Annotated in this window: 19 protein-coding genes, 1 tRNA gene, 1 pseudogene and 1 CRISPR repeat array; of the genes and pseudogenes, 9 read left to right on the top strand and 12 right to left on the bottom strand. The window is 72.5% G+C overall.

Translation table 11 applies throughout. The features are described from left to right. The first annotated feature begins 38 nt into the window (after positions 1-38). The 4 genes from ACFXG1_RS23840 (at position 39) to ACFXG1_RS23855 (ending at position 7,630) form a co-directional block, all read left to right on the top strand. A complete protein-coding gene (locus ACFXG1_RS23840) occupies positions 39-2,726 on the top strand; it encodes a tetratricopeptide repeat protein (protein ID WP_384718293.1) in 2,688 nt (895 codons plus the stop codon). Between the two features lie 3 nt (positions 2,727-2,729). Continuing rightward, entirely contained in the window at positions 2,730-4,481 is a 1,752-nt protein-coding gene (locus ACFXG1_RS23845; RefSeq protein WP_384744445.1) for a PP2C family serine/threonine-protein phosphatase, read from the top strand. Positions 4,482-4,601: 120 nt separating this feature from the next. Then, positions 4,602-5,960 carry a VWA domain-containing protein gene (locus ACFXG1_RS23850; protein WP_384712088.1) on the top strand — a complete coding sequence of 453 codons (1,359 nt, stop codon included), beginning with the start codon at positions 4,602-4,604 and terminating at the stop codon, positions 5,958-5,960. A 71-nt stretch (positions 5,961-6,031) separates the two neighbouring features. After that, positions 6,032-7,630: an FHA domain-containing protein gene (locus ACFXG1_RS23855; RefSeq protein WP_384744447.1), complete on the top strand. Its 1,599-nt coding sequence runs from the start codon at positions 6,032-6,034 to the stop codon at positions 7,628-7,630. Positions 7,631-7,671: 41 nt separating this feature from the next. On the opposite strand, the gene ACFXG1_RS23860 is transcribed toward ACFXG1_RS23855, so the two are convergent. Further along, positions 7,672-8,679, bottom strand: coding sequence for a methyltransferase domain-containing protein (locus ACFXG1_RS23860; RefSeq protein WP_384744449.1), 1,008 nt, complete (start codon positions 8,677-8,679; stop codon positions 7,672-7,674). A 153-nt stretch (positions 8,680-8,832) separates the two neighbouring features. On the opposite strand from ACFXG1_RS23860, the gene ACFXG1_RS23865 reads away from it, so the two are divergent. Beyond that, entirely contained in the window at positions 8,833-9,237 is a 405-nt protein-coding gene (locus ACFXG1_RS23865) for a globin (RefSeq protein WP_384744451.1), read from the top strand. Between the two features lie 118 nt (positions 9,238-9,355). On the opposite strand, the gene ACFXG1_RS23870 is transcribed toward ACFXG1_RS23865, so the two are convergent. From ACFXG1_RS23870 to ACFXG1_RS23905, 8 genes are all read right to left on the bottom strand, one after another. Next, positions 9,356-10,123 carry an IclR family transcriptional regulator gene (locus tag ACFXG1_RS23870; protein ID WP_384712085.1) on the bottom strand — a complete coding sequence of 256 codons (768 nt, stop codon included), beginning with the start codon at positions 10,121-10,123 and terminating at the stop codon, positions 9,356-9,358. A gap of 22 nt (positions 10,124-10,145) precedes the next feature. Further along, positions 10,146-10,832, bottom strand: coding sequence for a hypothetical protein (locus tag ACFXG1_RS23875; protein WP_384712082.1), 687 nt, complete (start codon positions 10,830-10,832; stop codon positions 10,146-10,148). After that, complete coding sequence (locus ACFXG1_RS23880) at positions 10,829-11,269, bottom strand: acyl-CoA thioesterase (RefSeq protein WP_384712079.1); 441 nt, start codon at positions 11,267-11,269, stop codon at positions 10,829-10,831. The genes ACFXG1_RS23875 and ACFXG1_RS23880 overlap by 4 nt, the downstream gene beginning before the upstream one ends. A 117-nt stretch (positions 11,270-11,386) precedes the next feature. After that, positions 11,387-13,051 (bottom strand): energy-dependent translational throttle protein EttA, encoded by a 1,665-nt coding sequence (gene ettA, locus ACFXG1_RS23885; RefSeq protein WP_384712076.1) that lies wholly within the window; start codon positions 13,049-13,051, stop codon positions 11,387-11,389. Positions 13,052-13,409: 358 nt separating this feature from the next. Then, on the bottom strand, positions 13,410-14,894 hold the full coding sequence (locus tag ACFXG1_RS23890) for a Cys-Gln thioester bond-forming surface protein (protein WP_384712094.1): 1,485 nt from the start codon (positions 14,892-14,894) through the stop codon (positions 13,410-13,412). 508 nt (positions 14,895-15,402) lie between these two features. Beyond that, positions 15,403-15,846, bottom strand: a complete 444-nt coding sequence (locus tag ACFXG1_RS23895) for a single-stranded DNA-binding protein (protein ID WP_384712073.1) — start codon at positions 15,844-15,846, stop codon at positions 15,403-15,405. A gap of 115 nt (positions 15,847-15,961) precedes the next feature. Continuing rightward, positions 15,962-17,782, bottom strand: coding sequence for a GTPase (locus tag ACFXG1_RS23900; RefSeq protein ID WP_384744454.1), 1,821 nt, complete (start codon positions 17,780-17,782; stop codon positions 15,962-15,964). 5 nt (positions 17,783-17,787) lie between these two features. Continuing rightward, positions 17,788-19,377 carry a dynamin family protein gene (locus tag ACFXG1_RS23905; protein ID WP_384744456.1) on the bottom strand — a complete coding sequence of 530 codons (1,590 nt, stop codon included), beginning with the start codon at positions 19,375-19,377 and terminating at the stop codon, positions 17,788-17,790. Between the two features lie 306 nt (positions 19,378-19,683). Between ACFXG1_RS23905 and ACFXG1_RS23910 the strand changes: the two genes are divergently transcribed. After that, positions 19,684-19,756, top strand: a tRNA-Arg gene (locus tag ACFXG1_RS23910). Between the two features lie 414 nt (positions 19,757-20,170). Next, a CRISPR array of direct repeats spans positions 20,171-20,652; the repeat unit is 29 nt; unit sequence GTCGTCATCAACCCTGGAGGGTTCGCAAC. Positions 20,653-20,731: 79 nt separating this feature from the next. Here ACFXG1_RS23910 and ACFXG1_RS23915 read toward each other — a convergent pair. From ACFXG1_RS23915 to ACFXG1_RS23925, 3 genes are read right to left on the bottom strand one after another with little or no spacing between them, the layout of a single operon-like run. Further along, positions 20,732-21,670: an FAD-dependent oxidoreductase gene (locus ACFXG1_RS23915; protein ID WP_384721646.1), complete on the bottom strand. Its 939-nt coding sequence runs from the start codon at positions 21,668-21,670 to the stop codon at positions 20,732-20,734. A gap of 4 nt (positions 21,671-21,674) precedes the next feature. Then, positions 21,675-22,244, bottom strand: coding sequence for an isochorismatase family cysteine hydrolase (locus ACFXG1_RS23920; protein WP_384721649.1), 570 nt, complete (start codon positions 22,242-22,244; stop codon positions 21,675-21,677). A 22-nt stretch (positions 22,245-22,266) separates the two neighbouring features. Beyond that, positions 22,267-23,349: a helix-turn-helix domain-containing protein gene (locus tag ACFXG1_RS23925; protein ID WP_384744458.1), complete on the bottom strand. Its 1,083-nt coding sequence runs from the start codon at positions 23,347-23,349 to the stop codon at positions 22,267-22,269. A gap of 248 nt (positions 23,350-23,597) precedes the next feature. Here ACFXG1_RS23925 and ACFXG1_RS23930 point away from each other — a divergent pair, with 248 nt between their 5' ends. The 3 genes and pseudogenes from ACFXG1_RS23930 to ACFXG1_RS23940 form a co-directional block, all read left to right on the top strand. Continuing rightward, a complete protein-coding gene (locus ACFXG1_RS23930) occupies positions 23,598-24,068 on the top strand; it encodes an NUDIX domain-containing protein (protein ID WP_384723287.1) in 471 nt (156 codons plus the stop codon). Positions 24,069-24,071: 3 nt separating this feature from the next. Then, on the top strand, positions 24,072-24,728 hold the full coding sequence (locus ACFXG1_RS23935; protein WP_384723290.1) for a hypothetical protein: 657 nt from the start codon (positions 24,072-24,074) through the stop codon (positions 24,726-24,728). Continuing rightward, positions 24,725-25,117, top strand: a pseudogene (locus tag ACFXG1_RS23940) (DUF4254 domain-containing protein); the annotation flags it as partial. The gene ACFXG1_RS23935 and the pseudogene ACFXG1_RS23940, both read left to right, overlap by 4 nt. Positions 25,118-25,269 lie beyond the last annotated feature (152 nt).

A 25,269-nucleotide genomic window follows, 5' to 3' on the forward strand; every position in this document is an offset into this window, starting at 1 on the left:
ACTGCGAGGGTACGTACGAGGACGTCGGCGGCGGCGAGATGTACTGCGACACCTGCGGTCTGGCGCCCGTGGTGGCCGGCGGCGGCTCGGGGCGGCCGGCGGCTCCGGCTCCGGCTCCGGCTTCGGCTTCGGCTTCGTCGGAGACCTCCGGCGAACAGGGCGGCGGGAGTTCGTCGCGGTCCGCCCGCTCGGCGCGCTCCGCCAGGTCGGCGCGGTCCGCGCGATCCGCCCGGTCGTCGGTGTCCCGGCGGTCGGTCTCCGGCCGGCTCTCCCGCTCCCTCTCCGGCAATTCGGCCGAATCGACCGTGTCGACGACACCGTCCCGGTCGGTGTCGGTCCGCTCCAGCGGCTCCGCCAGCCGGGGTTCGGCACGCAACCGGCTGGGCGCCGGGCTGGTGTCGGTGCCGGAGGTGCCGCGCCCCGATCCGCGGGCCGCGGTGATGACCGAGCCCGAGGTGCCCGAGCGCAAGCGGTACTGCTCGCGCTCCGACTGCGGGGCGCCGGTGGGGCGGTCCCGCGGCGACCATCGGGGCCGTACGGAAGGCTTCTGCACCTCCTGCGGCCATCCGTACTCCTTCGTGCCCAAGCTGCACCCGGGCGATATCGTGCGCGGGCAGTACGAGGTCGTGGGCTGTCTCGCGCACGGCGGTCTCGGCTGGATCTATCTCGCCATCGACCGCGCGGTCTCCGACCGCTGGGTGGTGCTCAAGGGCCTGCTGGACAGCGGTGACCAGGACGCGATGGAGGTGGCGATCTCCGAGCGGCGGTTCCTCGCCGAGATCGAGCACGCCAACATCGTCCGGATCTACAACTTCGTCGAACATCTCGACCAGCGCACCGGCTCGCTCGACGGCTACATCGTCATGGAGTACGTCGGCGGGAAGTCCCTCAAGGAGATCGCCAACGACCGGCGGAGCATCGGCGGGCGGCGCGATCCGCTCCCGGTCGAGCAGGCGTGCGCGTACGGTATCGAGGCGCTGGAGGCCCTCGGGCATCTGCACAGCCGCAATCTGCTCTACTGCGACTTCAAGGTCGACAACGCCATCCAGCAGGCCGACCAGCTGAAGCTGATCGACATGGGCGCGGTCCGCCGGATGGACGACGACGAGTCGGCGATCTACGGCACCGTCGGCTACCAGGCCCCCGAAGTCCCCGAGCGGGGACCGTCCGTCGCCTCCGACCTCTATACGGTCGCCCGGACCCTGGCCGTCCTCACCATCGATTTCACCGGATACACCAACGTCTACTCGGATTCCCTGCCCGACCCGGAGAAGGTCGAGGTCTTCCGGACGTACGAGTCCTTCTACCGGCTGCTGGTACGGGCGACGGACCCGGACCCGGCGCGGCGGTTCGCCTCGGCGGAGGAGATGGCCGAGCAGTTGACCGGGGTGCTGCGGGAGGTGGTGTCGCTCCAGACCGGCCGGGCGCGCCCGGCGCTCTCCACCCTGTTCGGGCCCGAGGTGAAGGTCACGGACACCCAGCTCTTCGCGGAGTTCACCGACGACGTCTCCCGGCTGGGGGCCCGCCCGGCGGCCCGGGGCGCCCTGCGCGCGGGCGCGGGCCCGGGCGGCCGGACCGCCGCCCGAGGCACGGGGGCCGGGCTCACCATCCCCGCACAGCCGTCGCCCGGCTCCCCGCGGCCGGGCCCGGCCGGACCCGCGGGACCTACGGGACCTGCCGGACCAGGCGGACTGTCCGGCTCTACCGGACCGACCGGCTCGGGCGGACTGTCCGGCTCGGGCGGCGGGCGGCTCGCGCCGCATCTGCGCGAAGTGGACCTCCCGGCCGTGGCCCTGGCGCTGCCGGTCCCCCGCGTCGACCAGGACGATCCCAACGCCGGTTTCCTCGCCGGGCTGCTCACCGCCGCGCCCGCCGAGCTGATCGCCGCGCTCGCGACCGCGCCGTCGCCGTCGCGCGAGACCCGGCTCCGGGAGGTGCGGGCCCGGCTGGAGATGGCCGATCCGGGGGCCGCGATCGCCGTCCTGGAGGAGTTGGAGGGGCGGTTCGACGACGACTGGCGGGTGATCTGGTACCGGGGTCTGGCGTCCCTGGTGACCCGGGACAAGGAGGCGGCGGCGCTCGCCTTCGACGCGGTGTACGACGCGTTCCCCGGCGAGCCCGCGCCCAAGCTGGCCCTCGGGGTGTGCGCCGAGGTGCTGGACCAGCTGGACAACGCCGCCGAGTACTACCGCCTGGTGTGGACGACCGATCCGGGTTATGTGAGCGCCGCGTTCGGTCTGGCCCGGGTGCAACTCGCCGCCGGGGACCGGGCCGGGTCCGTCGGAACCCTGGAGTCGGTGCCCGAGGCGTCGATCCACTACACGGCCGCCCGGGTCGCCGCCGTACGGTCCAGACTGCGACACCGGGCCCCGGAGGAGGAGTTGATCGCCGATCTGACGGCCGCGGCGCACCAGGTGCAGGACCTGGAGGAGGCCGGTCTCGACACGGTACGCAGAGAGTCGCTCGCCACCGAAGTACTCGGTACGGCCCTGGACTGGGTACTCTCCGGTAGTCCCGGAGCACCGCCCGCCGGGTCCGGCGCGGCGGCAACGCCCCAGCGGGGCGGCGCACCCCGTGCGCTGCTCGGCAGCCCGCTCGACGAGCGGGGCCTCCGCTTCGGGCTGGAACGCTCCTACCGGGTACTCGCCCGGCTCGCCCGGCGCGGCGAGGAGCGCATGGACCTGGTGGAGCGTGCCAACCGCTTCCGCCCCCGGACGTGGGTGTGATCGATGCCGTCGCAGAATCCTCAGCAGGCCGGAACGGCCGTCTGCCCGGGTTGCGGAGAGCCGGTGGAGTCCGACGACCGCTTCTGCGGTCGGTGCGGCACCGAGCTTCCGCCCGTGCCCGCCGCCGCGCCCTCGGGCGACCGGCCGACGCTCGCCATCGGCGTCCCGGTACCGCCGCCGCCCGCCCCGGCGGGCGGTGCCGTGCCGCACGGAGGCCCGCCGGTGACACCCGGGCACCCGGCGCCGCCCGTGGCCCGTACGGCTCCGGAGGCCACCGCCACCGGCGCCGTACCGCCGCGTATTCCGCCGGTCCCAACCGTCCCGCCCGCGCCGCCTGTTCCGCCCGCGCCCGCCGGGGCCGTACCACCGGCGGGTGAGCGGACCGGGGCGACGGAGGCCGCCCCCGGCGGGCCGCCGCGGTCGCGGATCGCGGCGCTCGCCGAGATGAGCGGACCCGCGCCCGGCGGGGCCGGATCCCCGGCCGACGTACGGCACGACCACCGGGCCCCGGACGCCCCCCGGGGCGCGGCACCGGACCCGGCCGACCCGGCCGACGCGTACGGGCGGCCCACCGGCGCGACGGCGTACGGGACCGGCACCGGCTATCCCGCCGGGGCTCCGGCCGGACCGGCGGAAACGGGAACGGGCACGGGCACGGGCTCCGGCGACTTCACGCTCCAGCCGCCCCCGGCGGCTCCGGCGGCTCCGGCCGCCCCCACCCCGACACTGGTCACGACCCCGGTCGCGCCCCCGGCACCCGAACCCGTGACTCCCGAACCCGCGGCGGCCGACCCGAGGAACTCCGGCACGGAAGGCGGCGGCGTCAAGCTGTGCGTCGCGTGCCGGGCCGGGCGTGTGGACACCGACGGCTACTGCGAGAACTGCGGCCACGCCCAGCCCCGCGAACGCGACCACATGGAACGCGAGCTGGACGCGGTCGCCGTGGTGAGCGACCGGGGGCTGCGCCACCACCGCAACGAGGACTCGTTCGCCGTGGCGTCCACCGCCCTGCCGGACGGTTCGCCCGCGGTCGTGGCGATGGTGTGCGACGGCGTCTCCTCGGCCACCCGGCCCGACGAGGCGTCACAGGCCGCCGCCCGCGCGGCCTGCGACACCCTGATCGACGTGCTGCCGCGGGGCACCCACCCGCAGCAGGCCATGCGGGACGCGGTGGTCGCCGCCGCCTCGGCGGTGAACGCCCTGGCCGCCCCCGATCCCGGCGCCGAGGCCCCCGAACCCGACCCGCACGCCCGGCAGAACGCCCCCGCGTGCACCATCGTCGGCGCGATCGCCGCCGGTGAACTCCTCGTCGTGGGCTGGGTCGGCGACAGCCGCGTCTACTGGGTCCCCGACGACCGGTCGGGCCCCGCGGCCCGGCTCACCGAGGACGACTCGTGGGCGGCCCAGATGGTGGCCGCGGGCCTGATGAACGAGGCGGAGGCGTACGCCGACGAGCGCGCCCACGCCATCACGGGCTGGCTGGGCGCCGACGCGTACGAACTCGACCCGCACACGGCCGCGTTCAAACCGGACCGCTCCGGTGTGGTCGTCGTCTGCACCGACGGTCTGTGGAACTACGCGGAGTCCGCCGACGAGATGGCCCGGGCCGTGCCCGCGGACGCGGCCGAGCGACCGCTGCGTGCCGCCCAGGTCCTGGTCGGACACGCCCTCGACGGCGGAGGCCACGACAATGTGACGGTGGCGGTCCTGCCGTTCGCCGTCCACCCGCCCGCGGGGCCGCGCACGACGAGGTGACCGTTCCGCCGCGGCTTCCGCCCGTTCCCGTCCAGCTCTGTGTTGTTTTGCGTTGATCCTTTGCGTTGATCCGTATCGATACGCATTGTTCCGTTCAGGAGCGTGCAAGGAGCCCTTACGATGGCCAACTTCGCCAAGTCCCAGGTGCCCCGGTTCTCCGTCGACGTCTACCAGAACGAGTATCTGCCGGAGGGCGGCCGGGAGGTCAGCGCCATCGTCACGGTCACCTCGACCGGCGGCGGCACCACCGGCGGAGCGCCGCTGACCGGGGTCTCGGCCTCACCGGCCGCCATCCCGAGACCGGGCGCGTCGGCCGCCGTGGTGATCATGGTCGACTGCTCGGGGTCGATGGACCACCCGCCCGAGAAGATGCGGAACGCCCGTGACGCGACGGCCGCCGCGATCGACACCCTGCGGGACGGTACGGAGTTCGCCGTCGTCGACGGTACGCATGTGGCCCGGCAGGTCTACCCCAAGGGCGGCAGGCTCGCGATCGCCGGACCCGGCACCCGGGCCGAGGCGAGGAACGCCCTGCGGAGGCTCTCGGCGGGCGGCGGTACCGCCATCGGCACCTGGCTCCGGCTCGCGGACGAGCTGTTCGGCAGCTCCGAGGCCCCGATCCGCCACGGCGTCCTGCTCACCGACGGCCGCAACGAACACGAGTCACCGGCCGATCTGGCGGCCGCCCTGGACGCGGTGGCCGGCCGGTTCACCTGCGACGCCCGGGGCGTGGGCACCGACTGGGAGGTGAAGGAGGTCACACAGATCGCCTCCGCGCTCCTCGGCACCGCCGACATCGTCGCCGATCCGGCCCATCTCGCGGCCGACTTCACGGCGATGATGGAGCAGGCGATGGGCAAGGAGATCGCGGATGTCGCCCTGCGGCTCTGGACCCCCGTCGGGGTCGAGATCGCCTTCGTCAAGCAGGTGGCGCCGACCGTGGAGGATCTCACCGCGCGGCGCACGGAGGCGGGACCGCGCGCCGGCGACTACCCCACGGGGTCCTGGGGCGACGAGTCCCGCGATTATCACGTCTGCGTCCGGGTCCCGTCCGCCGCGGTCGGCCGGGAGATGCTCGCGGCCCGTGCCTCGTTGATCGTTCCCGCGCCGGACGGCGGCACCCCCGAGGTGCTGTCGCAGGGGCTGGTGCGGGCCGTGTGGACGGACGACCTGGCCTCGTCGACCGCGATCAATCCCCAAGTGGCGCACTACACCGGCCAGGCCGAGCTGGCCCAGGTCATCCAGCAGGGACTGGATGCCCGCAAATCCGGAGATATCGATGGCGCTACGGCGAAACTGGGCCGTGCCGTACAGCTCGCGGCGGCCTCCGGAAACGCGGACACTGCGAAACTCCTTTCGAAGGTGGTGGACGTGGTCGACGTGGCGACGGGTACTGTGCGACTGAAGGCAAAGGTCGCCGACGCGGACGAGATGACTCTCGAAACGCGCTCGACGAAAACGGTTCGCGTCAAGAAATAGCCGCGTACCACCGCCAGGACGGATGAAGCAGCGGCCCTCTCGGGCCGGACAGGAGAGGGGGAGGCGCCTCCATGCCGACCTGCCCGAACGGACACCAGTCGGGTTCCGACGACTGGTGCGAGGTCTGTGGCCACCGCATGGCCGGCCCCGGCGCTCCCGCGGGGGCGGTCCCGCCCCCTCCGCCGCAGCCGGGATACGGCTTCCCGCCGCCCCAGGGCGATCCGAACGCCACGGCGCACGCGGAGCTGTGCCCCCAGTGCCGTACGCCGCGGGAGGCCAACGCGCCCTTCTGCGAGGAGTGCCGGTACAACTTCCTGACGAACACGGCGACGTCGTACACCCCGGTGGCGACCGGGCCGCGACAGGGCCTCAACCTGCCCGCAGGGTTCACCAACCAGCCCGGACCGCCGCCGGGTCCCGGACCGCAGGGCGGCCCGGGTCCGCAGGGCGGCTCCGGCTTCCCGGACTCGGGTTTCCAGGGCTCCGGCCCGCAGGCGCCCGGCTTCCCGCCGCCCGCGCAGGGTCCGGGATCCCCCGGTCCCGGCGCCGGGATGCACGGCGGCGGTATGCACGGCGGCCACGGTGGTCCCGGTGGCGCACCGTCCGCCTTCCAGCAGCCCCAGCAGCCCCAGGCACCGCAGCCGCCCACGTCCGGCCCCGGCGCGGGCCCGCAGTCGCATGATCCGTACGAGTACCAGGGTTCGCGCCCCTCGCAGCTGAACCGGCCCGCCGAGCCGCTGCACGAGACGCCGGGCCATCAGCAGCCCGGTCATCAGCAGCCCGGTCATCAGCAGTCCGGTCATCAGCAGTCCGGTCTCCAGTCGCCCGGTCATCAGGTGCCGGGGCAGGGGCACCACTCCCCCGGCCATCAGACACCGCCGCCCCCGCCGTCCGCGTTCCAGCAGGGCGGACAGCCGTCGTCCCCGACCCCGTCGCCCTCGGCGTTCGGCGGCCAGGACCCGCGCGGCCCGCAGGGCGGTCCCGGTGGCGCGCCGTCCGCCTTCCAGCAGCCCCAGCAGCCCCAGGCACCGCAGCCGCCCACGCCCGGCCCCGGTGGTCGCGGCGGTCGTGGTTCCGGTCAGGCGCCCCCGGTCGACGACTGGCCGCTGAACCCGCCGTCGACGTCCTCCGCGCCGCAGGGCCCGCCCCCGGGCGCGTACCAGCCGCCGTACGGCAACCCCCAGGACCCCGGTCCGCAGGGCTCCGGTCAGCAGGGTCCCGGCCCGGGTCAGCACCAGGCACCGCCCGCCGCCTTCGGCGGGTCCGGCACCTGGACGGCGGTCGTCGGCCCCGACCGCGACTACTTCCTGGCGATGATGCAGCGCAGCGGGCCCGACGCGGGCAGCCTCAACCTGCCCGCGTACAGCCCCGAACAGCATCTCCCGCTCACCGGCAACCAGATCACCATCGGCCGCCGCCGCCAGTCCACCGGCGAGTCGCCCGATATCGATCTGTCGGTGCCGCCCGAGGACCCGGGGGTCTCGCACAAGCACGCCGTGCTGGTGCAGCAGCCCGACGGGTCATGGGCGGTCGTCGACCAGAACTCGACGAACGGGACGACGCTCAACGGCGCCGAGGACCCGATCCAGCCCTATGTCCCGGTACCGCTGAACGACGGCGACCGGGTCCATGTCGGCGCCTGGACGACGATCACCGTCCGGCGCGGCTGACACCACCACCCGCGGCAGCCGGGTCAGCCGGGTCAGCCGGGTCAGCCGGGCAGGGACGCTCCCAGGGGCCAGATGTACGGGCCCCCGGGATCGTCAAGCCACGCCCACTGACGGCGCGCCCCGACCGTGATCCCGAACCGGTCGCGGCGCGGCCGGCCCTCGCGCTCCCACAGGGCGAGGGCCTCGTGCGGGTCGAGGCCGCCCGCCGTCAGGGCCAGCAGGAACCGGAAGAGTTCGTTCTCGACCGTGCGCCGGGGCAGGCCGCGGGTCCGGATCCCCGGTGCGCCGCCCGCGCCCCGCAGCGGTACGAAATAGGCCGGGGTGCGCAGGAATCGGCCCTCCGCGAACCGGCCCCGGCCGTCGTCGCGGACCCGCAGGACGACCAGCCCCGTGGAGACCGGGGCGACGATCCCGGCGTCCGGGGCGCACTGCGCGAGCCAGTCGTACGGGATCACGGGCAGGGTGCAGGTGGCCAGGATCCGGTCGAAGGGCGCCCGCCCCGGTACGCCCCGCGCCCCGTCGCCCGTGACGACCGCGGGACGCCGGCCCGCCGCGGCCAGATGGGCCCGCGCGGATTCGGTGATCTCCGGGTCGAGGTCGACGGTGGTGACCCGGTCGTCGCCGACGCGGTGGCAGAGCAGGGCCGCGTTGTAGCCGGTGCCCGCCCCGATCTCCAGCACCCGGTCCCCGTACCGCACCTCCAGCGCCTCCAGCATCAGCGCCATCAGCGACGGCTGGCTGCTGGAGGAGATCAGCTCGCCGTCCCTGACCCGGGTGGCCAGCGGCCCGTCGGTATAGGCGCCGCGCAGCCAGCGGTCACGGCGTACGGGATCGGGGTCCTCGCCCCACAGCCGTTCCCAGCGGGCGGGCCGGCCCGTGCCCGCGGGCACGGGAACGTAGTAGTACGGCACGAAGAGATGGCGGGGGACCTCCTCGAAGGCGAGCCGCCACGCGGGGTCCCGCAGTCCGCCGTCGGCCACCATCGCACTCACCAGCGCGCGGCGGGCCTCGTCGGCGGGCTCGGCGTACCGCTGCGGAAGGGTCCCCATGTCTCCCACTGTGCTGCGCGGGCGGCCCCGAGGCGAGCACCGCCCGCCCCGCGCGGCGGCCCGCCGCCCCGCTCCGGTGGCTCGGCCATCGGTCCCGGGCCCGGAGGACCTAGGACCCCGGTCCTGGTCCCGGTCATCTGAGACGATGGACGGGTGAACGAGATTCCCCGGGGCACCCTTCAGGAGCAGACCTTCTACGACCAGGTCGGCGGCGAGCCGACCTTCCGTCGCCTTGTTCACCGGTTCTACGAGGGCGTCGCCGACGACCCGCTGCTGCGGCCGATGTATCCGGAGGAGGACCTCGGCCCGGCCGAGGAGCGGTTCACGCTCTTCCTGATGCAGTACTGGGGCGGCCCGCGGACCTACAGCGAGAACCGCGGTCACCCTCGGCTGCGGATGCGGCACGCCCCGTTCCGGGTCGACCGGGCGGCGCACGACGCCTGGCTGAGGCATATGCGGGACGCGGTGGACGAGCTGGAGCTCGCGCCGGAGCACGCGACCCAGCTGTGGAACTACATGACGTACGCCGCCGCCTCCATGATCAACACCGAGGGCTGAACCGGCGGTTCCGGCTCTGAGGGCTCTGAAGGCTCGGGAGTCCCGGTTCCGGCTCCGGCTCCGGCTCCGGCTCCGGCTCCGGCTCCGGCTCCGGCTCCGGGATCCTGGTCGGCGGCGATCAGCCCGCGTGCCCCATCCGGTACGACAGTTCGGCGGCGACCGCGGCGGTCCGCCCGGCGATCTCCGGCAGCAGCTCGGCCCGCAGCCGGTAGGCGGGCCCCGACACGCTCAGCGCGCCGGTCACCGTACCGTCGTAGCACCACACGGGCGCGGCCACCGCGTTGAGCCCGGTCTCCAGCTCCTCGACGGCGATCGCGTACCCCCGCTCCACCGTCTCGTCGAGCAGCCGTGCCAGCCGGGCGGGGTCGGTCACGGTCCCCGGTGTGAAGGCGTCGAGCCCGGCCGTGAGCACCCGGTCGCGTACGGCGCCCGGCGCGTGCGCGAGCAGCACCTTGCCGCTGGAGGTGGCGTGCAACGGGGTCCGGCGGCCGATCCAGTTGTACGTGGTCACCGACGCGGCGCCCCTGGCCTGGGCGACGTTCACGGCCGTGTCGTCGTCGAGTACGGCCACATTGACCGTGTCCCCGACCTCGTCGGCGAGCGCCCGGCACAGCGGCGCCGCCTCCTGGACGATGTCCAGCCGTCCGGCGGCCGCGCCCGCGAGGCGCAACATGCCCGCGCCCAGACGGTACTTGCCGCGCTCGCGGGACTGCGTCACCAGGCCGCGGTTCTCCAACGCTCCCAGCAGCCGGAACGCGGTCGACTTGTGGACCCCCAGCTCACCGGCGATCTCGGTCACCCCGGCCTCGCCGTGCCGGGCCAGGCTCTCCAGCACGCTCACGGCCCGGTCCACGGACTGCACCGCTCCGGATCTGTCGGTCGTCATCTCTCCCCCAGCACGCCGGTGCTCAGCCGCCCCGGGTGGGGGTGACGCTCAGTCCGCCGAGACCGTTCGCCCGGACGGCGATCGACCCGAAGGGCGTACGGAGGCGCAGCCAGGAGCCCGGGGCGGTCAGCAGGGCCACGGGTGCGCCGGGGCGCAGGAATCCCAGGGAGTGCGCGGCGTGCACGGCGCGCAGCGGCAGTCCGGTTCCGGCGACGTCGCGCGACCAGATCTCGCGTCCGATGCGGTCGCGTTCGGCGCGGGTACGGCGCTCGGCCGGGAGGTCCTCGTCACGGCGGCGGAACTCGGCGACGGCCGCGGCGACCGCGGCACGCATCTCGGCGACGCCGGGAAGCCCGGGGGAGGCGCTCCAGCCGCCGCGGGGCGGCAGCACACCGGTCCACGGCGGTCCTGTGACGGGCGCGGGGAGGGTGAATCCGGTGCCCCGGACCCGTTCGAGCAGTTCACCGGCGGAGACGGTGGTGTCGAGGGCGATCGGGGTGCTCAGCCGGGCGGTCCTGATCGCCAGCACCTCGAAGGAGGGCGGGCGGCCGAAGATCGCGAGATGCGGCTGGGGGCGGCCGTCCGGGCCGCCCGCCTGGAGGCGGACGGCTGCGGCGCGGTCGTAGTGGAGCAGCCTGGCGAGGAAGGCGGTGAGATCGTCCGCCTCGCGGGCGTCGGCGAGATCCGGGCTCTGCACGGGGACCGTCATGCGACCAGGGCGCCCTTGTCGGCCTCCTCCAGATACCGGCGGAGGTGGGTGCGCTCCTCGGCGCTGATCCGGCGCGGGCGGCCCGCCGCGAGGTCGTAGGGGACGACGACCGTGGAGGCCCGTACATAGACCTGGGCGGCGCCCTCGGCGTCCTTGACCTCGTAGGCGACGGTCAGCGACGCGGCGCCGATCTTGGTCACCCAGGTCTCGACGACGACGGGCTCATGGCGGTGGACCAGCGGCCGTACGTAGTCGATCTCGTGGCGGGCCACCACCGAACCCCCGGAGAAGGAGGCGGAGCCGTCGGACGGCCGGAGCCGGAACATGAAGTCGATCCGCGCCTCCTCCAGATAGCGGAGGAAGACGACATTGTTGACGTGCCCGAAGGCGTCCATGTCGGACCAGCGGAGCGGACAGCTGTAGATGTGCCGGGCCATGGGTGACGGTTCCCGCCTTCTCGGTCTCTGACGTGGTTCGTGCTCCGGGCTCCGGTTTTCCCCGGGTCCCGAGTCCCCCCGTCCGGCCGGCAGCCGGCCGGACCGGGGGCGGGGGTATCAGCCCCGGGTGAGCTTCTTGTACGTGGCGCGGTGCGGCCGGGCCGCGTCCGGGCCGAGCCGCTCGATCTTGTTCTTCTCGTACGTCTCGAAGTTGCCCTCGAACCAGAACCACTTGGAGTCGCCCTCGTAGGCGAGGATGTGGGTGGCCACCCGGTCGAGGAACCAGCGGTCGTGGGAGACGACCACGGCGCAGCCGGGGAACTCGAGCAGCGCGTTCTCCAGGGAGGACAGGGTCTCGACGTCGAGGTCGTTGGTCGGCTCGTCGAGGAGCAGCAGATTGCCGCCCTGCTTGAGGGTGAGCGCCAGGTTGAGGCGGTTGCGCTCACCGCCGGAGAGGATCCCGGCGGGCTTCTGCTGGTCCGGGCCCTTGAATCCGAAGGCGGACACATAGGCGCGGGACGGCATCTCGACCTGGCCGACGTTGATGTAGTCCAGCTCGTCGGAGACCACGGCCCACAGCGACTTCTTGGGGTCGATGTTCTCGCGGCTCTGGTCGACGTAGCTGATCTTGACGGTGTCGCCGACCTTGATGGTGCCGGCGTCCGGCGCCTCCAGGCCCTGGAGCATCTTGAACAGCGTCGTCTTGCCGGCGCCGTTGGGGCCGATGATGCCGACGATGCCGTTACGGGGCAGGGTGAAGCTGAGGTCGTCGATCAGCAGCTTCTCGCCGAAGCCCTTGGAGAGGTTGTTGACCTCCACGACGATGCTGCCGAGACGGGGGCCCGGCGGGATCTGGATCTCCTCGAAGTCCAGCTTCCGCATCTTGTCGGCCTCGGCCGCCATCTCCTCGTACCGGGCGAGCCGGGCCTTGGACTTGGCCTGGCGGCCCTTGGCGTTGGAGCGGACCCACTCCAGCTCTTCCCGGAGCCGCTTGGCGCGCTTGGCGTCCTTCTGGCCCTCGACCTTGAGGCGGGCCTGCTTGCTCTCCAGGTACGTGGAGTAGTTGCCCTCGTAGCCGATGGCGCGGCCGCGGTCGAGCTCCAGGATCCAGCCCGCGACGTTGTCGAGGAAGTACCGGTCGTGGGTGATGGCGACGACGGTGCCCGCGTACTTGGCGAGGTGCGCCTCCAGCCACTGCACCGACTCGGCGTCGAGGTGGTTGGTGGGCTCGTCGAGGAGCAGCAGGTCGGGGGCTTCGAGCAGCAGCTTGCAGAGCGCGACGCGGCGCTTCTCACCACCGGAGAGGTTGGTGACCTGCCAGTCGCCGGGCGGGCAGCCCAGGGCGTCCATGGCCTGCTCCAGCTGGGCGTCGAGGTCCCACGCGTTGGCGTGGTCGAGGTCCTCCTGGAGCTTGCCCATCTCCTCCATCAGCTCGTCGGTGTACTCGGTCGCCATCTGCTCGGCGATCTCGTTGAACCGGTTGAGCTTGCCCTTGATCTCCGCGACACCGTCCTCGACGTTCTGCAGAACGGTCTTGGACTCGTCCAGCGGCGGCTCCTGGAGCAGGATGCCGACGGTGTAGCCGGGCGACAGGAAGGCGTCGCCGTTCGAGGGCTGCTCCAGACCGGCCATGATCTTCAGGACCGTGGACTTACCGGCGCCGTTCGGACCGACCACACCGATCTTGGCGCCGGGCAGGAAGCTCAGCGTCACGTCATCGAGGATGACCTTGTCGCCGTGCGCCTTGCGCGTCTTGCGCATCGTGTAGATGTACTCAGCCAAGAGAAACCGTCCGGCAGATAAGTGGGTGGGCAGAGATACACCCCATCTTGCCGTACCGCGCTCCCGGGGCGAAAACCGACGGCCCCCGAGGCCCGGCACCGAAGCCCGCCCGGCCGCGGCACGGCCCCGCCCCGCGGCGCCACGGACCCCACCCGACGCCGCCCGACGCCACCTCCCGGCCGGGGGGCGCGGCAACGTCCGGCGTCCCGTCCCGGCGGCGCCCGGGCGCCAGGTCATAGCCCGGCGCGGGCGACGTGTCCGGGAGTGTCCGGGCAGGCCGACGGCCCCGGAACGCGTCACGCTCCGGGGCCGTCACCGTGTCATCGGCGGCGCGCTGTCACTGCGCGCGCCCGTGCGGTCACTCGCCCGCGGCCGCCTTCTTCTTCCGGAGGAAGAAGACCGCGCCGCCGCCGAGGGCGACCAGGGCCACCGCGACGCCCGCGATCACCGGGGTGGCGCTGGAGCCGCCGGTCGCCGCCAGGCCGCCACCGGTGGTGGAGCCGGTCGTGCCCGCCGTGCCACCGGTCGTCGTCCCCGGGGAGGCCGTGCCGCCGCTGGTCCCGGTGCCGCCCGCCGAGTTCGGCGTGGGCTCGTTGGAGGGCTTCGGCTCCGGGTCCGGCTTACCGCTGGTCTCGCAGTCGAGGACGCCCTTGAAGCTCTCCTGGAAGTCGTTCGGACCGGTGATGGTGATGTCGTACGCCTGGTCCTCGGCGACCGGGACGGTCACCGTCTTGGAGCCGCCCGCCGGAACGGTGTACTCCTTGCCCACGAGGGTGAAGGTGAAGGGCGCGTCGCCCTTGTTGGTCGCGGTGACGTCGACGCCGCCCTTGTCGCAGTTCTCCTTGAAGGTGACCGCCGGGACCGGACCGGTCCTGGCCCAGGTCGCGGTGGCCTCCGCGGTCACGTCGGAGTTGCTGGAGCCCGCCAGGATCATGGTCTGGCTGGTACCGACCTGCGGCGCGAACACCCGGCCGACGGGAACGGTGGTGGTGGCGCTCGCGGTCAGCTTCGCCCGCCCGTCCGGGGCGTCGGCCGGGACCTCGAAGAACACCTTCGCGCCGGTGGGTACCCCGGTGACCGGCTTCCCGGCCGCGTCCACGACCTTGACGCCGGCGCCGGCCGCCTCCGGGTCGAGGGTCAGGGCCGCGCGGGCCGCGTTGGTGGTGACGGTCACCGGACCGATCCGGGTGCCCGGCTTGCCGGAGACGGCGAGCGGCTCGAACGTGAGGGACGCCTTCGGCTCCTCCAGGTTCTGCGCCTCCTTCTCCAGGTAGTCGGCCAGCTTCTCCGCGTTCTCGTCGGCGGCGGTCACATCCGCCTTGTCCGAGTAGCGCCAGATGGCGACCTGGGTACCCGCGGCGGCGGTCTTCTCGGTGAGCTGTCCGGACCCGGCCTTCCGCGCCAGCGCCGCCAGGTCGTCCACCTGCGGGTAGGAGTTCTGGAGGATCCAGCGGATCTTGCCCGCGTTCGCGTTCTTGTTGAGGACACTCTGGTCCCAGGGGGTCTCCTGGTACTTGGTGCCGTCCTCGGTCGGGTTGTGGAGGTCGATGCAGTACGTCTTGAGCGTGCCGCTGCCGTTGAGCTCGAAGAGCCCCGCGGGCATCCGGAACGGCTCCTTGTCGCCCGGAGTGTGCAGAAGCGCGGTGTCGTAGACCTTCAGCCCGGCGAGCGTGGCCACCGCGCCGCCGGTGTGCGGGACCCCGTCGAGGGCGACGGCGGCACCGGCACCGGTGAGCGCGCCGGTCGCGACCAGGCCCGTCACAGCGGTGGCGGCGGCGATACGGCGAACGGCGGAACGCCCGCGGCGACCGGACGCGGCCGAACCGGGCGCCCCTGACGACACAGACGGCGCGGAGAACAGTGCAAACACAGAAATCCCCTCCGGGCGAGGCTTCGCAGCGGTGTGCGTGATGCAGATGGGGAGTGGGCCTCGCCAACAGACTCAAGTGCCCCCGTGAGTACGGAGGGATCCTATGAACGCCGGAGCGGCCCCATCCCCCGCCGTACCGTCATACAACCATTCCGAATCGGAATCGTTATCGCAGATGCCCGCGTCAACTGCCCTCCCTCCTTTCCTTATCGACAAATCACCACTCCGCTTTACCCCCAACACCCCCCATCAAGCGGCTAATCCGCAGGTCAACGCGGAATTTCCAACTTTCGCAACAACATTGGACAAATACGGGGAGGACGACCGGAAGAAGCCGGCGAGCATCTCCGGGACCGGTGAACAGCCCGAGCGGCGAAGAGGTTGCAGGGGAAATGCAACCCCTGATCCCGTCTTCGGGCGTCCGGCGACGACCGGCCGCCGCGCATCACCTACCCTTACCCCGCCCGGGGAAGGGGCCGTCTCACGCCGCCGGAACGGGCTCACCGGTATCCGCTCCGGCGGCGGCCCGTCCGACCCGCCGGAAGGCGGATGTCCCCCGGCCGAGGTCGTGCCCCACCGAGATCGCGTCGACGTCGACATAGGTCCGCCTGCCGCCCCCGTCCCGCCCGTCTCGCCCGCCGCCGTCCCTCTCCTGGCCGGCCGGCTCGGCCTCCCGTACCCGCAATCGCCCGTGGACCAGGACCGGATCGCCGACCGACACCGACCCCGACACATTGGTGGCGAGCCCCCGCCAGGCGAAGATCGTGTAGAAGCTGGTGGGCCCGTCGGACCAGGTGGCGTTCTGCCGGTCCCAGCGCCTCGGCGTCACCGCCATCCTGAACCGCGCCACAGGGCCGTTGGCAGTCTCCCGGTACTCCACCGCCGTGGCGGCGTTCCCCACCAGCGTCACCGTCGCCTCGTACATCACGACCACTCCCCCCGGCGGACCACACGACCCGCCGCTCGACCGGACGGCCGCCCTGCGCGGCCCCGGACATCCATGCTGGAGCCGCCGCCGATTTCCGTCCCGGCCCTGTGGGTTACCGGCCGGTTGTGGAGAAACCCGTCACCCCCAGGGGACCACCCGCGCCCCGGCCGCCCCGCCCGTCGATCGCGCCCCGCGAACCGCCCAGCACCGTACGGGTGACGCCCGTGACGGTCGCGTACCGCTCCCGTACCTCCCGATAGCGCATCAGCTCACCCGAGACGGGATCGAGCACCATCGCCCGGCCGCAACCGGCCGCCGCCTCGCGCAGCCTGCGCCGGGCGTCCTGCCCGTAACGCCGCGCGGGGCCGCGTACGGCGGCCGTACAGGCCCACTCGACCAGCGGCCCGCCGACGATCCCGACCAGCATCAGCAGCGCCGGGAAGACGAGCCCCGGCGGGAACACCCCCACGATCTGCCCCACCAGCCACAGCCCGCCGTAGATCTGCAGCAGCGTCATCGACGCCTGGGCGAGGACGGCTGCGGGCCACCAGGCCGGGCGCAGCGGCCGTTTCCCGGTCTCCTCCGCCTCCTTGGCAGCCAGTTCGTCGAGGGCTTCCGGCAGCCCTTCCGAGCCCCGGACGGCCGCCTCGCGCACCGCCTGCGCCCAAGGCGCGGGCAGCCCCGAAGCCGCCTCGTCCGCGACCGTACGGACCGCCTGTTCCACCCGCTGCCGGGCCGTAGGTTCGTCCTCGGCGGGCGGCGCGCCGGGTACCGGGGCGGCACCGGGGGTGCGCCGGCGCTCGTACCAGCGCCAAAGCCGCAGCCAGGGCGTGCCGCAAGCGCGTCCCGCGTGCCGCCGCCACTCCCGTTCGGCGGCCTCGCCCGCCGCGTCGGCGCCCACCGCCTCGGCGAGCCGGTCCGCGAACTCCTCGCGCGCCCCCTCGTCGAGACCGGTCCTGCCGGTGGACACATAGGCGCCGCGCAACCCGTGCGCGGCGGCGTCGACATCGGCGGAGAGCCTGCGGGCGGCGGCGGTACGTTCCTGGACGAACGCGCCCAGCGCCTCCCGGAGTTCACCGACGCCCTCGCCCGTGAGCGCCGACAGCGCGAGCACCGTGGCGCCCGCGTCGCCGTGCTCGCCCAATGCCATGCCGTCCTCGTCCAGCAGCCGCCGCAGATCGTCGAGTACCTGATCGGCGGCTTCGCCGGGGAGCCGGTCGATCTGGTTGAGCACCACGAAGGTGATCTCGGCATGGCCCGCGAGCGGCCGGAGATAGCGTTCGTGCAGGGCGGCGTCCGCGTACTTCTCCGGGTCGACGACCCAGATCACGGCGTCGACCAGGGCGAGGACCCGGTCGACCTGGTCGCGGTGCTTGCGCAGCGCCGAATCGTGGTCGGGGAGGTCCACCAGGACCAGGCCCGACAGCTCCTCGGCGCCGCCCGCCAGCGGTCGCCGCCGCAGCCGGGGCGGGATGGCGAGCCGGTCGAGCAGCCCGGCCGCGCCCTCCGACCAGACACAGGCGATCGGCGCCGATGTGGTGGGTCTGCGCAGACCGGTCTCCGACAGCGGTACCTGCGCGAGGGTGTTGAAGAGGGTGGACTTACCGCTGCCGGTGGCCCCGGCGACGGCGACGACGGTATGCCGTCCGGAGAGCCGCTGCCGGGCGGCGGCCTCGCCCAGGACCCGTCCGGCCTCGGCGAGCGCGTCGTCGTCGAGGCGGGCGCGGGAGAGGCCGACGAGTTCCCGCAGGGCGTCGAGCCGGACCCGGATCCCGCCACCGGAAAATCCCGGAGCCTCCCCTTCCGCCTCGTTTTCCTCCTGCTCCAACGTCACGTGCTCGTCGACGGAGGCGGGTGCGGGGGCGGGTGCTGGAGCGGGGGCGGCCCGCCGGGCGATCAGTCCGTCGTCCCAGCTCCGGTCGTCGTCTTCCACGCCAGTCACTTCACCTTCTGCAGTACGGACAGGGCCGCGATCAGCCCGGCCTGGGGCTCGGGCGAGACATCGAGGGCGTCGACGGGCGCCAGCCTGCGGTCGCGTTCCCCGTCGAACACCGATCCGACGGCGGCGGTCAGCAGTTCACCGCCGCGGTCGCGGAGCCGGAGCGCGGCCTGCGCCCCGATCCGCTCGGCGAGCCGCTCCCCCGCCGAACGGGCCCGCCGCCCGCCGAGGAGGGCGGCGGCGACGAGGGCGGCGACGGTCTCGGGATCGGGAGCGGGGGTACGTTCCAGCTGCCCCACCTCCTCGTCCGCCAGCTCCTCCAGCTCCCGCCGCCACCGCCGGACCGCGATACCCATCCGCTCGCCCGCCTCGGGGTCGGTCCGTACGGCGGCCACCCCGGCCGACGCGGGGTCGCGGCGCCAGGCGTCCCGTACCCGCTCGTCGGCGGCGGCCACGGCACACTGCACCAGCGCGGCCAGCCCGTCGGCCAGCGCGTCCAGCAGCTCGCCCGCGGTGCTGTCGCGGGGGAAGCCGCGCCACCGGGTCCTGGCGTCCCCGGCGAGCACGGCCCCGGCGGTCAGCCGCTGGTCGAGCCGGGCGCGCTCGGTCTCGTACGCGTCCTCCACGGTCCCCGTGAGCCGTACGGTGGCCGCGTACTGCCCGGCGACGGCGGCGGCCAGCTCGGGCATCCGCGCCTTGAGGGAGTCGACGACCCCGGTCGCGGTCCGCCCGAGCGCCTGCTGCCGTGCGGCCGGGTCCAGCACCCGGTGGGCGAGCCACTCGTACAGGGGCGCGACGGCGGAGGTCGGCAGCAGCCCGCTGCCCCCGCCCGCGGACTCCGGCAGCTCCGGGATGGTGAACCGGGGCAGATGCCCGAGCCCGGCCTTGGTGAGCAGCGCCGCGTACTGTCTCGACACCTCCGCGACGACCTGGTGCGGTACCCGGTCGAGCACGGTGACCAGTGTGGCGTCGTACTCCTTGGCGGTACGGAGCAGATGCCAGGGCACCGCGTCGGCGTACCGCGACGCGGTGGTGACCATCACCCAGACGTCGGCCGCGCAGATCAGCTCGGCGGCGAGCAGCCGGTTCTCGACGACGAGCGAGTCGATATCGGGCGCGTCGAGCAGCGCGAGCCCCCGCGGCAGGGCCCCCGCCGTCTCCACCCGCAGCTCCCCGCTCCCCCCGCCATCGTCGACGGCCTCCTCCCGATGCGGCGGCCGGACCCGGGCGAGCCGGGGCAGGACCCGGGCCCCGATGAACCAGTGCTGATCGTCGGGATGGCACACGAGCACCGGCGTCCTGGTCGTCGGCCGCAACACCCCCGCCTCCGTGACCCGCCGCCCCACGAGCGAGTTCACCAGCGTCGACTTCCCCGCCCCGGTCGACCCCCCGATCACTGCGAGCAGCGGCGCCCCCGGATCCTTGAGCCGTGGTACGAGATAGTCGTCGAGCTGCGCGAGCAGCTCCCCCCGCGTCTGCCGGGCCCTGGGCGCCCCCGCCAGCGGCAGCGGCAGACGCACGCCGGCCACACGGTCGCGCAGGACGGTCAGAGCGTCGATCAGCTGAGGCCGGGCATCCAAGGTCACCACATGTGAAGAATGCCCAATTTTTCAGCTATTTTGAAGCGTATGGCCATGTCTGCGCGCCGGTCGGACACAAGGGGCAGAGGGGATGAGTGGGGCGCAGGCATAACGAGTGCACAACACCCGGGACCAGAGGCGGGAAAAGCGATGCAGGAATCGCACCTGCCTGCGATTATCGGTTCGCTTCACCGAACCTCCACATCGAGCCACGCAGGCGAAGCATCGGGGTCAAGGCGACGGGAGCCCTATCCTTGTCCCCGGCACGGCCACGGACTCAAGCACTCCGTTTCCCACGGCCACCCACCACACCCGGCCCCCGTAGCTCAGTGGATAGAGCAGGCGCCTTCTAAGCGCTTGGCCGCAGGTTCGAGTCCTGCCGGGGGCGCTTTTCCTTCTTTGCCGTCCGCCCTCCCCGCCGGGAGGGCGTTTTTGCCGGTCGGGACCATTCACCGGGCGCGACCCGGTCCCGATGGAGGCCCACCGAACCGCCCCGGCGGTCCGGCTGTGGACGGTCCGGGGCGGCTCGTGGCGGCTGTTTTTTCTGAAATCTCCCCGAAGTCCGGGACCGGATCCGTCCCCCGCGCAAGGGCCCGGGGCAGCCGGAACCCTCTCAGTCGATCTTGCCCTCCAGCAGCTCCAACGACTCCTCCCACCGGCTGCGGTCCGCTCCCTCGGCTGCCCAGGCAGCAAGGCCCAGCGGAACCGTCTGACCTGGGCAGATGCATCATCATCGAGTCACTGCAAAAATGGCAGCCAAGCGAGCCTTGTAGAGCCGACTGACCTGCGACTTTACACTCGGGTCGTCATCAACCCTGGAGGGTTCGCAACGCCGGTCGTGGCGCTGCACCCAGCCGGGCCTGGCCGTCGTCATCAACCCTGGAGGGTTCGCAACGCCGGTCGTGGCGCTGCACCCAGCCGGGCCTGGCCGTCGTCATCAACCCTGGAGGGTTCGCAACGCGTCCGCCAGATAGGCCAGCACCTCCCGGACCGGGGTCGTCATCAACCCTGGAGGGTTCGCAACGCATCATGACCCAGCAGGGCATGGACCCGACCATGAGTCGTCATCAACCCTGGAGGGTTCGCAACAGGCCCTGCTCGGCTACTGCCCGCTGCCGTCGCCGAGTCGTCATCAACCCTGGAGGGTTCGCAACACCAAAACTCACACCCTCGCCCACGTCCGAGGCCACGTCGTCATCAACCCTGGAGGGTTCGCAACCCGTCGTGGAACGGCTCACCGGGCTGTCCGGGTGTGGTCGCCATCAACCCTGGAGGGTTCACAACAACGACGCGCCCCGGCCCGGCCCGTGGTCGCGCAGGTCGTCATCAACCCAGGGGGGTCGGGGTTCACAACCCAACCGACTCAGCCCCTCTCAGGCAGTCCCCGTCCCGCGTAGTAAGCCTGCAGGGCTGCCTCCGCGCCGGAGCCGAGTGCCGTCATGATCCGCTGGTAGCGGGCGGAGCGCAGATCACCCGCCACGATGACGCGCGGATGCTGACCCGTCGGCGGGCAGTAGCCGTCCGTGCCACGTACCAGGTCACCGGACGGAGCCGTAGGTGCGTTGCCGATCGACAGGTAGGCAGCATCCGCAGGCAGATCACGTCGCGTGCCGTCCGCGTCCACCGCCTCCGCCGTCACCGAGGCCCCCTCGGCAGAGCGCACCGTCAGATGCTCCACAGGCTGGAGCACAACGCGGGGGTCGTCCCGGATCTCATCCACCTTGTACGCGTCCGCCTCCGGATACGCCACCAAAAGCCGGACATCCAGGCCCGGGTGAGCCCGGAGAAAGGTGCCGATCGGGCGGTCGCCGCCGAGGACGAGGAGCGTACGGCCTTCGGCGACGTCCGCCTCCGCCTCCCACAGCGGGGGCAGGACGAGACCGGCGGGCGCCGTGACCCACGGGACGTCATCGGGCTGCAGCGGACCGACACCGGTGGCGACGACCGCGTACGGCGCCACCAGGCGCGTACCGTCATCCAACGCAACCGCCACCAGGTCGTCATCGGCACGGAGTTCGACCACCTGGCGGCCGAGTTCGAGACGGCACAGCTCGGTGGCCTTCAGCTCCGCCGTCATCGCGTCCGCCAGCTCCACACCTCTGCTGTAGCCGCCCAGAGCATTGTTCAACGCCGGGATCCGATACAGATTCCGGCACAACCGGTCCGGCTCGATCACCATCGAGCGCATACCGACACTCGCGGCCATCCGGGCCGCCGCACAACCGGCCGGCCCTCCGCCGACGACGATCAGATCGGTGTCGAAGCTGACAGACGAACCCTCATGCGACGGCGTATCGACCATGTGCCTATTCCAGCACCACGGTCCCCGCATACGCAGTGATCTGTCGCACCACGGCGTCCATCGAAACGAGTTGGCCGGATCCGATCAACCGGCGACCTACGACGAGACCGGCGTCGTGGACATCCGGGCCCGCGTCACTCGCGCACGCATCGGTCACGATCCACGGCGCGTAACCGTGCTCGAAGGCGTCCGCGGCGGACTTCAGCACGCAGCTCTCGGTGGCGATCCCACAGAAGACGAGGTCGGTCCACCCCGCCCGGCGGATCAGCTCAGTGGCTTCGGGAGTGAAGAGCGTGTACCCCGTCTTGTCGACCACGGCATGGGCCCTGGCCGCGGGCTCGGCGAGTTCCGGGACGAGATCGGTCTCCGGCGAATCACGGAGGCGGCGCCACTGGAAGAAACGCTCGTAGGGGCTGTCCGGATAGTTGAAGTAGCGGGTCAAGAGCACCGGACGACCGGCGGCGGACCACCGCGCGACCAGGTCAGAGACAGCGGGCACGGCCTGGCGGCTGTGGTGGTTCACGAAGCCGTTCTGCATATCGATGACGACCAGCGCGGCATTACCGATGTCCATACGCTCTCTCCCACCCGTGTCCTCAGCCGGCGCTCTCGCGTAGCGCGTCCTGCGCGGCACGCAGCTGTTCGGCCAGTCCGCTGGTCTTCATGATGGCCTCCCGCATCAGAACGTGCTGTGCGGTCTCCTGCGCGCGGGCCGCGGTGAGACGGGAGTACGCGGCCCGCAGAAAGCGCCAGCCGTACTCCTCGGGCATGGACGGGTCCTGTCCGTCCTCGATCATCTGCTGGACCCGGCGGGTGAAGCACCACAGGGCCTGGACCGTCAGTTCGCAGCTGATCAGCTCGTCCGCGGCAAGACTGCGGTCACGGCAGTGGGACGCGTAGGCGACCCCCGACCATCCGGCATAGCCCGTGGAGACTCCCCGTACGCCGAAGGACACGATGTCCGGGTGGTCGAATCCGGTGGCGAGGAGCGACGCCTCGACGGAGCCGTCCAGCGGGGCGGGCCCGCCGGGGGCGCCTCGGTCCACGAGGACCGAGGGGGTGGACAGCAGCCGCAGGGCGGTGTCGTGGACGTCATCGGCCCAGGGGCCGGAGGTCAGCCAGTAGAGGGAGAGGACGTACTCGGGCTTCGGGGTCTGTCGATGGTCCTCGTCCAGGAGGTCGCGGAGCTTGTCGTGTCCCCAGGGCAGATCGGTGGCGTACGAGCGGTAGCGCCAGACGGCGAGTTCGGTGAGCGACGGGGGTTCGTGCGGCTGGACGAGGTGGAAGACGGCGACCCCGCAGGCGAAGACGTGGAGGACGCACTCCCGTGCTTCCGGGTGGTCCAGCCGGGCCGAAGACGACTCCAGCCACCCCGCGCCCCCGCCGTCGTTCATACGCGCACGGAGGCGGCGGGCCCGTTCGACTCCGATGAAGACCGGCAGAAACTTGTGGGAGTCGACCGCGATGGCGCCAAGACCGGCGGTGGCGGGCGGTGCTGCGCCCTGCGCTCCGAGCGCGGCGGAGAACCGTGCTTTCGCCTCGTCCGGCGCCCGGCCGAGCGCCGTGTCGAGGACGGCCTGAGACTCGGCCCGGGGCTGATAACGGGCGCCGCCGCCCTCCCAGTTCGATACGGTCCGATCGCTCACGCCCAGATACGCGGCGAAGTCCCGCAAGCTCATACGCAGTGCGTCCCGTAAGAGTCGGGCTTCCCGCCCGGACCATCGTTGCACCGTGACCACTCGTACCCCCTCCGTACCGCCCGGCGAAACGCCGAAACGCTCAGCGTAGCGAGCCGGGTTCGGCAGAGCTGCGGCATTGCTGCAGCGCTGGTACGTCACGCTCCGCCACCGTCCTGCTCCATTCTGGTGCGACCGGGCAGGAAGGGTCGACCCGGTGCCTGTACCCCCGACCAGAAGGAGCCGCCACCATGACCGACATCGTCAAGCGCAACGCCCGCGCCATCCTCCTCGACGGAGAAGACGACCTCGTCCTGATCAAGCGCACCAAGCCGGGCCGGGACCCGTACTGGGTCACCGTCGGCGGTGGCGTCGAGGAGAGCGACTCGACCATCGAGGCGGCCCTGCGCCGCGAGGTGTTCGAGGAGCTGGGCGGCAAGGTCGCACATGCCGAACTGGTCCATCTGATCACCGACCATGTGGACGGCGGGATCGGCGTCCAGCACATCTTCGCCGCGCGTCTGGAAACGATGGACCTGGCCGCCCGTACGGGGACGGAGTTCGCCAGGCCGGAGCGGGGCGGGTACGAGGTCGTCCGGGTGCCGTTCACCGCCGAGGCCGTGCGCGGGCTGAACGTGATGCCGCCGGAGCTCGCCGAGTTCATCACCGTGAACCGGGACGCGATCGTCTCGGTCCTCGACACCCCGATCCGTGAGGCGTGAGCGATGGCGCGGGTCCCGGACTTCATCAGCCTCAACGGCCCCGACAATGCGGGGAAGACGACACACCTCACCCGGCTGGCCGAGCGGTGGGAGGGCTTCCACTCCCTGGGCTCGGTTCACGAGCACGACCCCGGGCCGTGGGCGCGGGTACGTGACGGCGGCTACGCCCGATGGTGGTTCGAGACGTCCACGACGGTCGAACTGACCGAGATGCTGCTCGTCGGCCACGCCAAGCGGGCCGCGGCCCGCGCACCGGGACGTACGGGGCTGCTGGACCGGGGCCTGCCCATGCTCCTCGCCGTGGCCGCCGCGACCTGTGTGGTCAAGGACGGGCTGACGGTGCGCGAGGCCCTCAGAACGGTGGCGGGGATCGCGGGTTCGCGGGCGGGAGCGGTGGAGACCTCGATTCTTCTGCTCCCGTCGCTCGACGCCGGGCCCAGCTACGCGGTCACGAGCGCCCGCGAGGGCCGCCCCTGGACCGGGGTGTATCCGGCGTACCAGAAAACGCTGCACGCGGTTCTGCTCCACCAGGCCGACCAAGGCGCGTACACCGCGGTCGTGGATTGCGAGGACCGCTCCGTGGATGAGGTCCACGCCGATGTGGTCGACCGCCTCGGCCCGGCCCTGCTCACCGGACTCACGGAGGGGAGTCGCCGATGACCCGGGAATCCCCGCCCCTGGCCCTTCCCCTGGGACTGATCCGAGCGTTGTCCGATCTGCCCGAGAAGGACCGGCACCGCTTGCATGACACGATCACCCGGCTCCACACCGTCAACGGACGCCTGTGGGACGCCGAGGACCGGGTACGCGGCGTCCTTCTCCCGGCCACCCGGGTCGCCGACTGCAAGCGCGAGATCGACCAGCTCAACGCCGAACGCAACGCGCTCGCCGAGCGGGCTGACGAGGTTCTCGGCACCCTGGCGGCAGCCGGCCCGGCCGACGCGCCACCGCACACCGAGACCCTCGCCTCCGTCGTCGACCGGCTGTCGGTGCTGACCTTGCGGATCCGGCACAGTGAGCGGGCCGCGGCCCGGGAGGATCTGGCCCGGCACCGCGTCCCCGCCCTCCACCGGCAACGAGCCGAACTGAGCACGGCTCTCGACGCGCTAGGTGTATTGACCTGCAACGTTGTTAACGCGGCTGATCGGCGGCTTGCCGGCCAGTGCGGTGTGGCTGCGGTGGTGGTTGTAGGTGTGGAGGA

The organism is Streptomyces sp. NPDC059248 (genome assembly GCF_042753905.1).
Classification (GTDB): Bacteria; Actinomycetota; Actinomycetes; order Streptomycetales; family Streptomycetaceae; genus Streptomyces.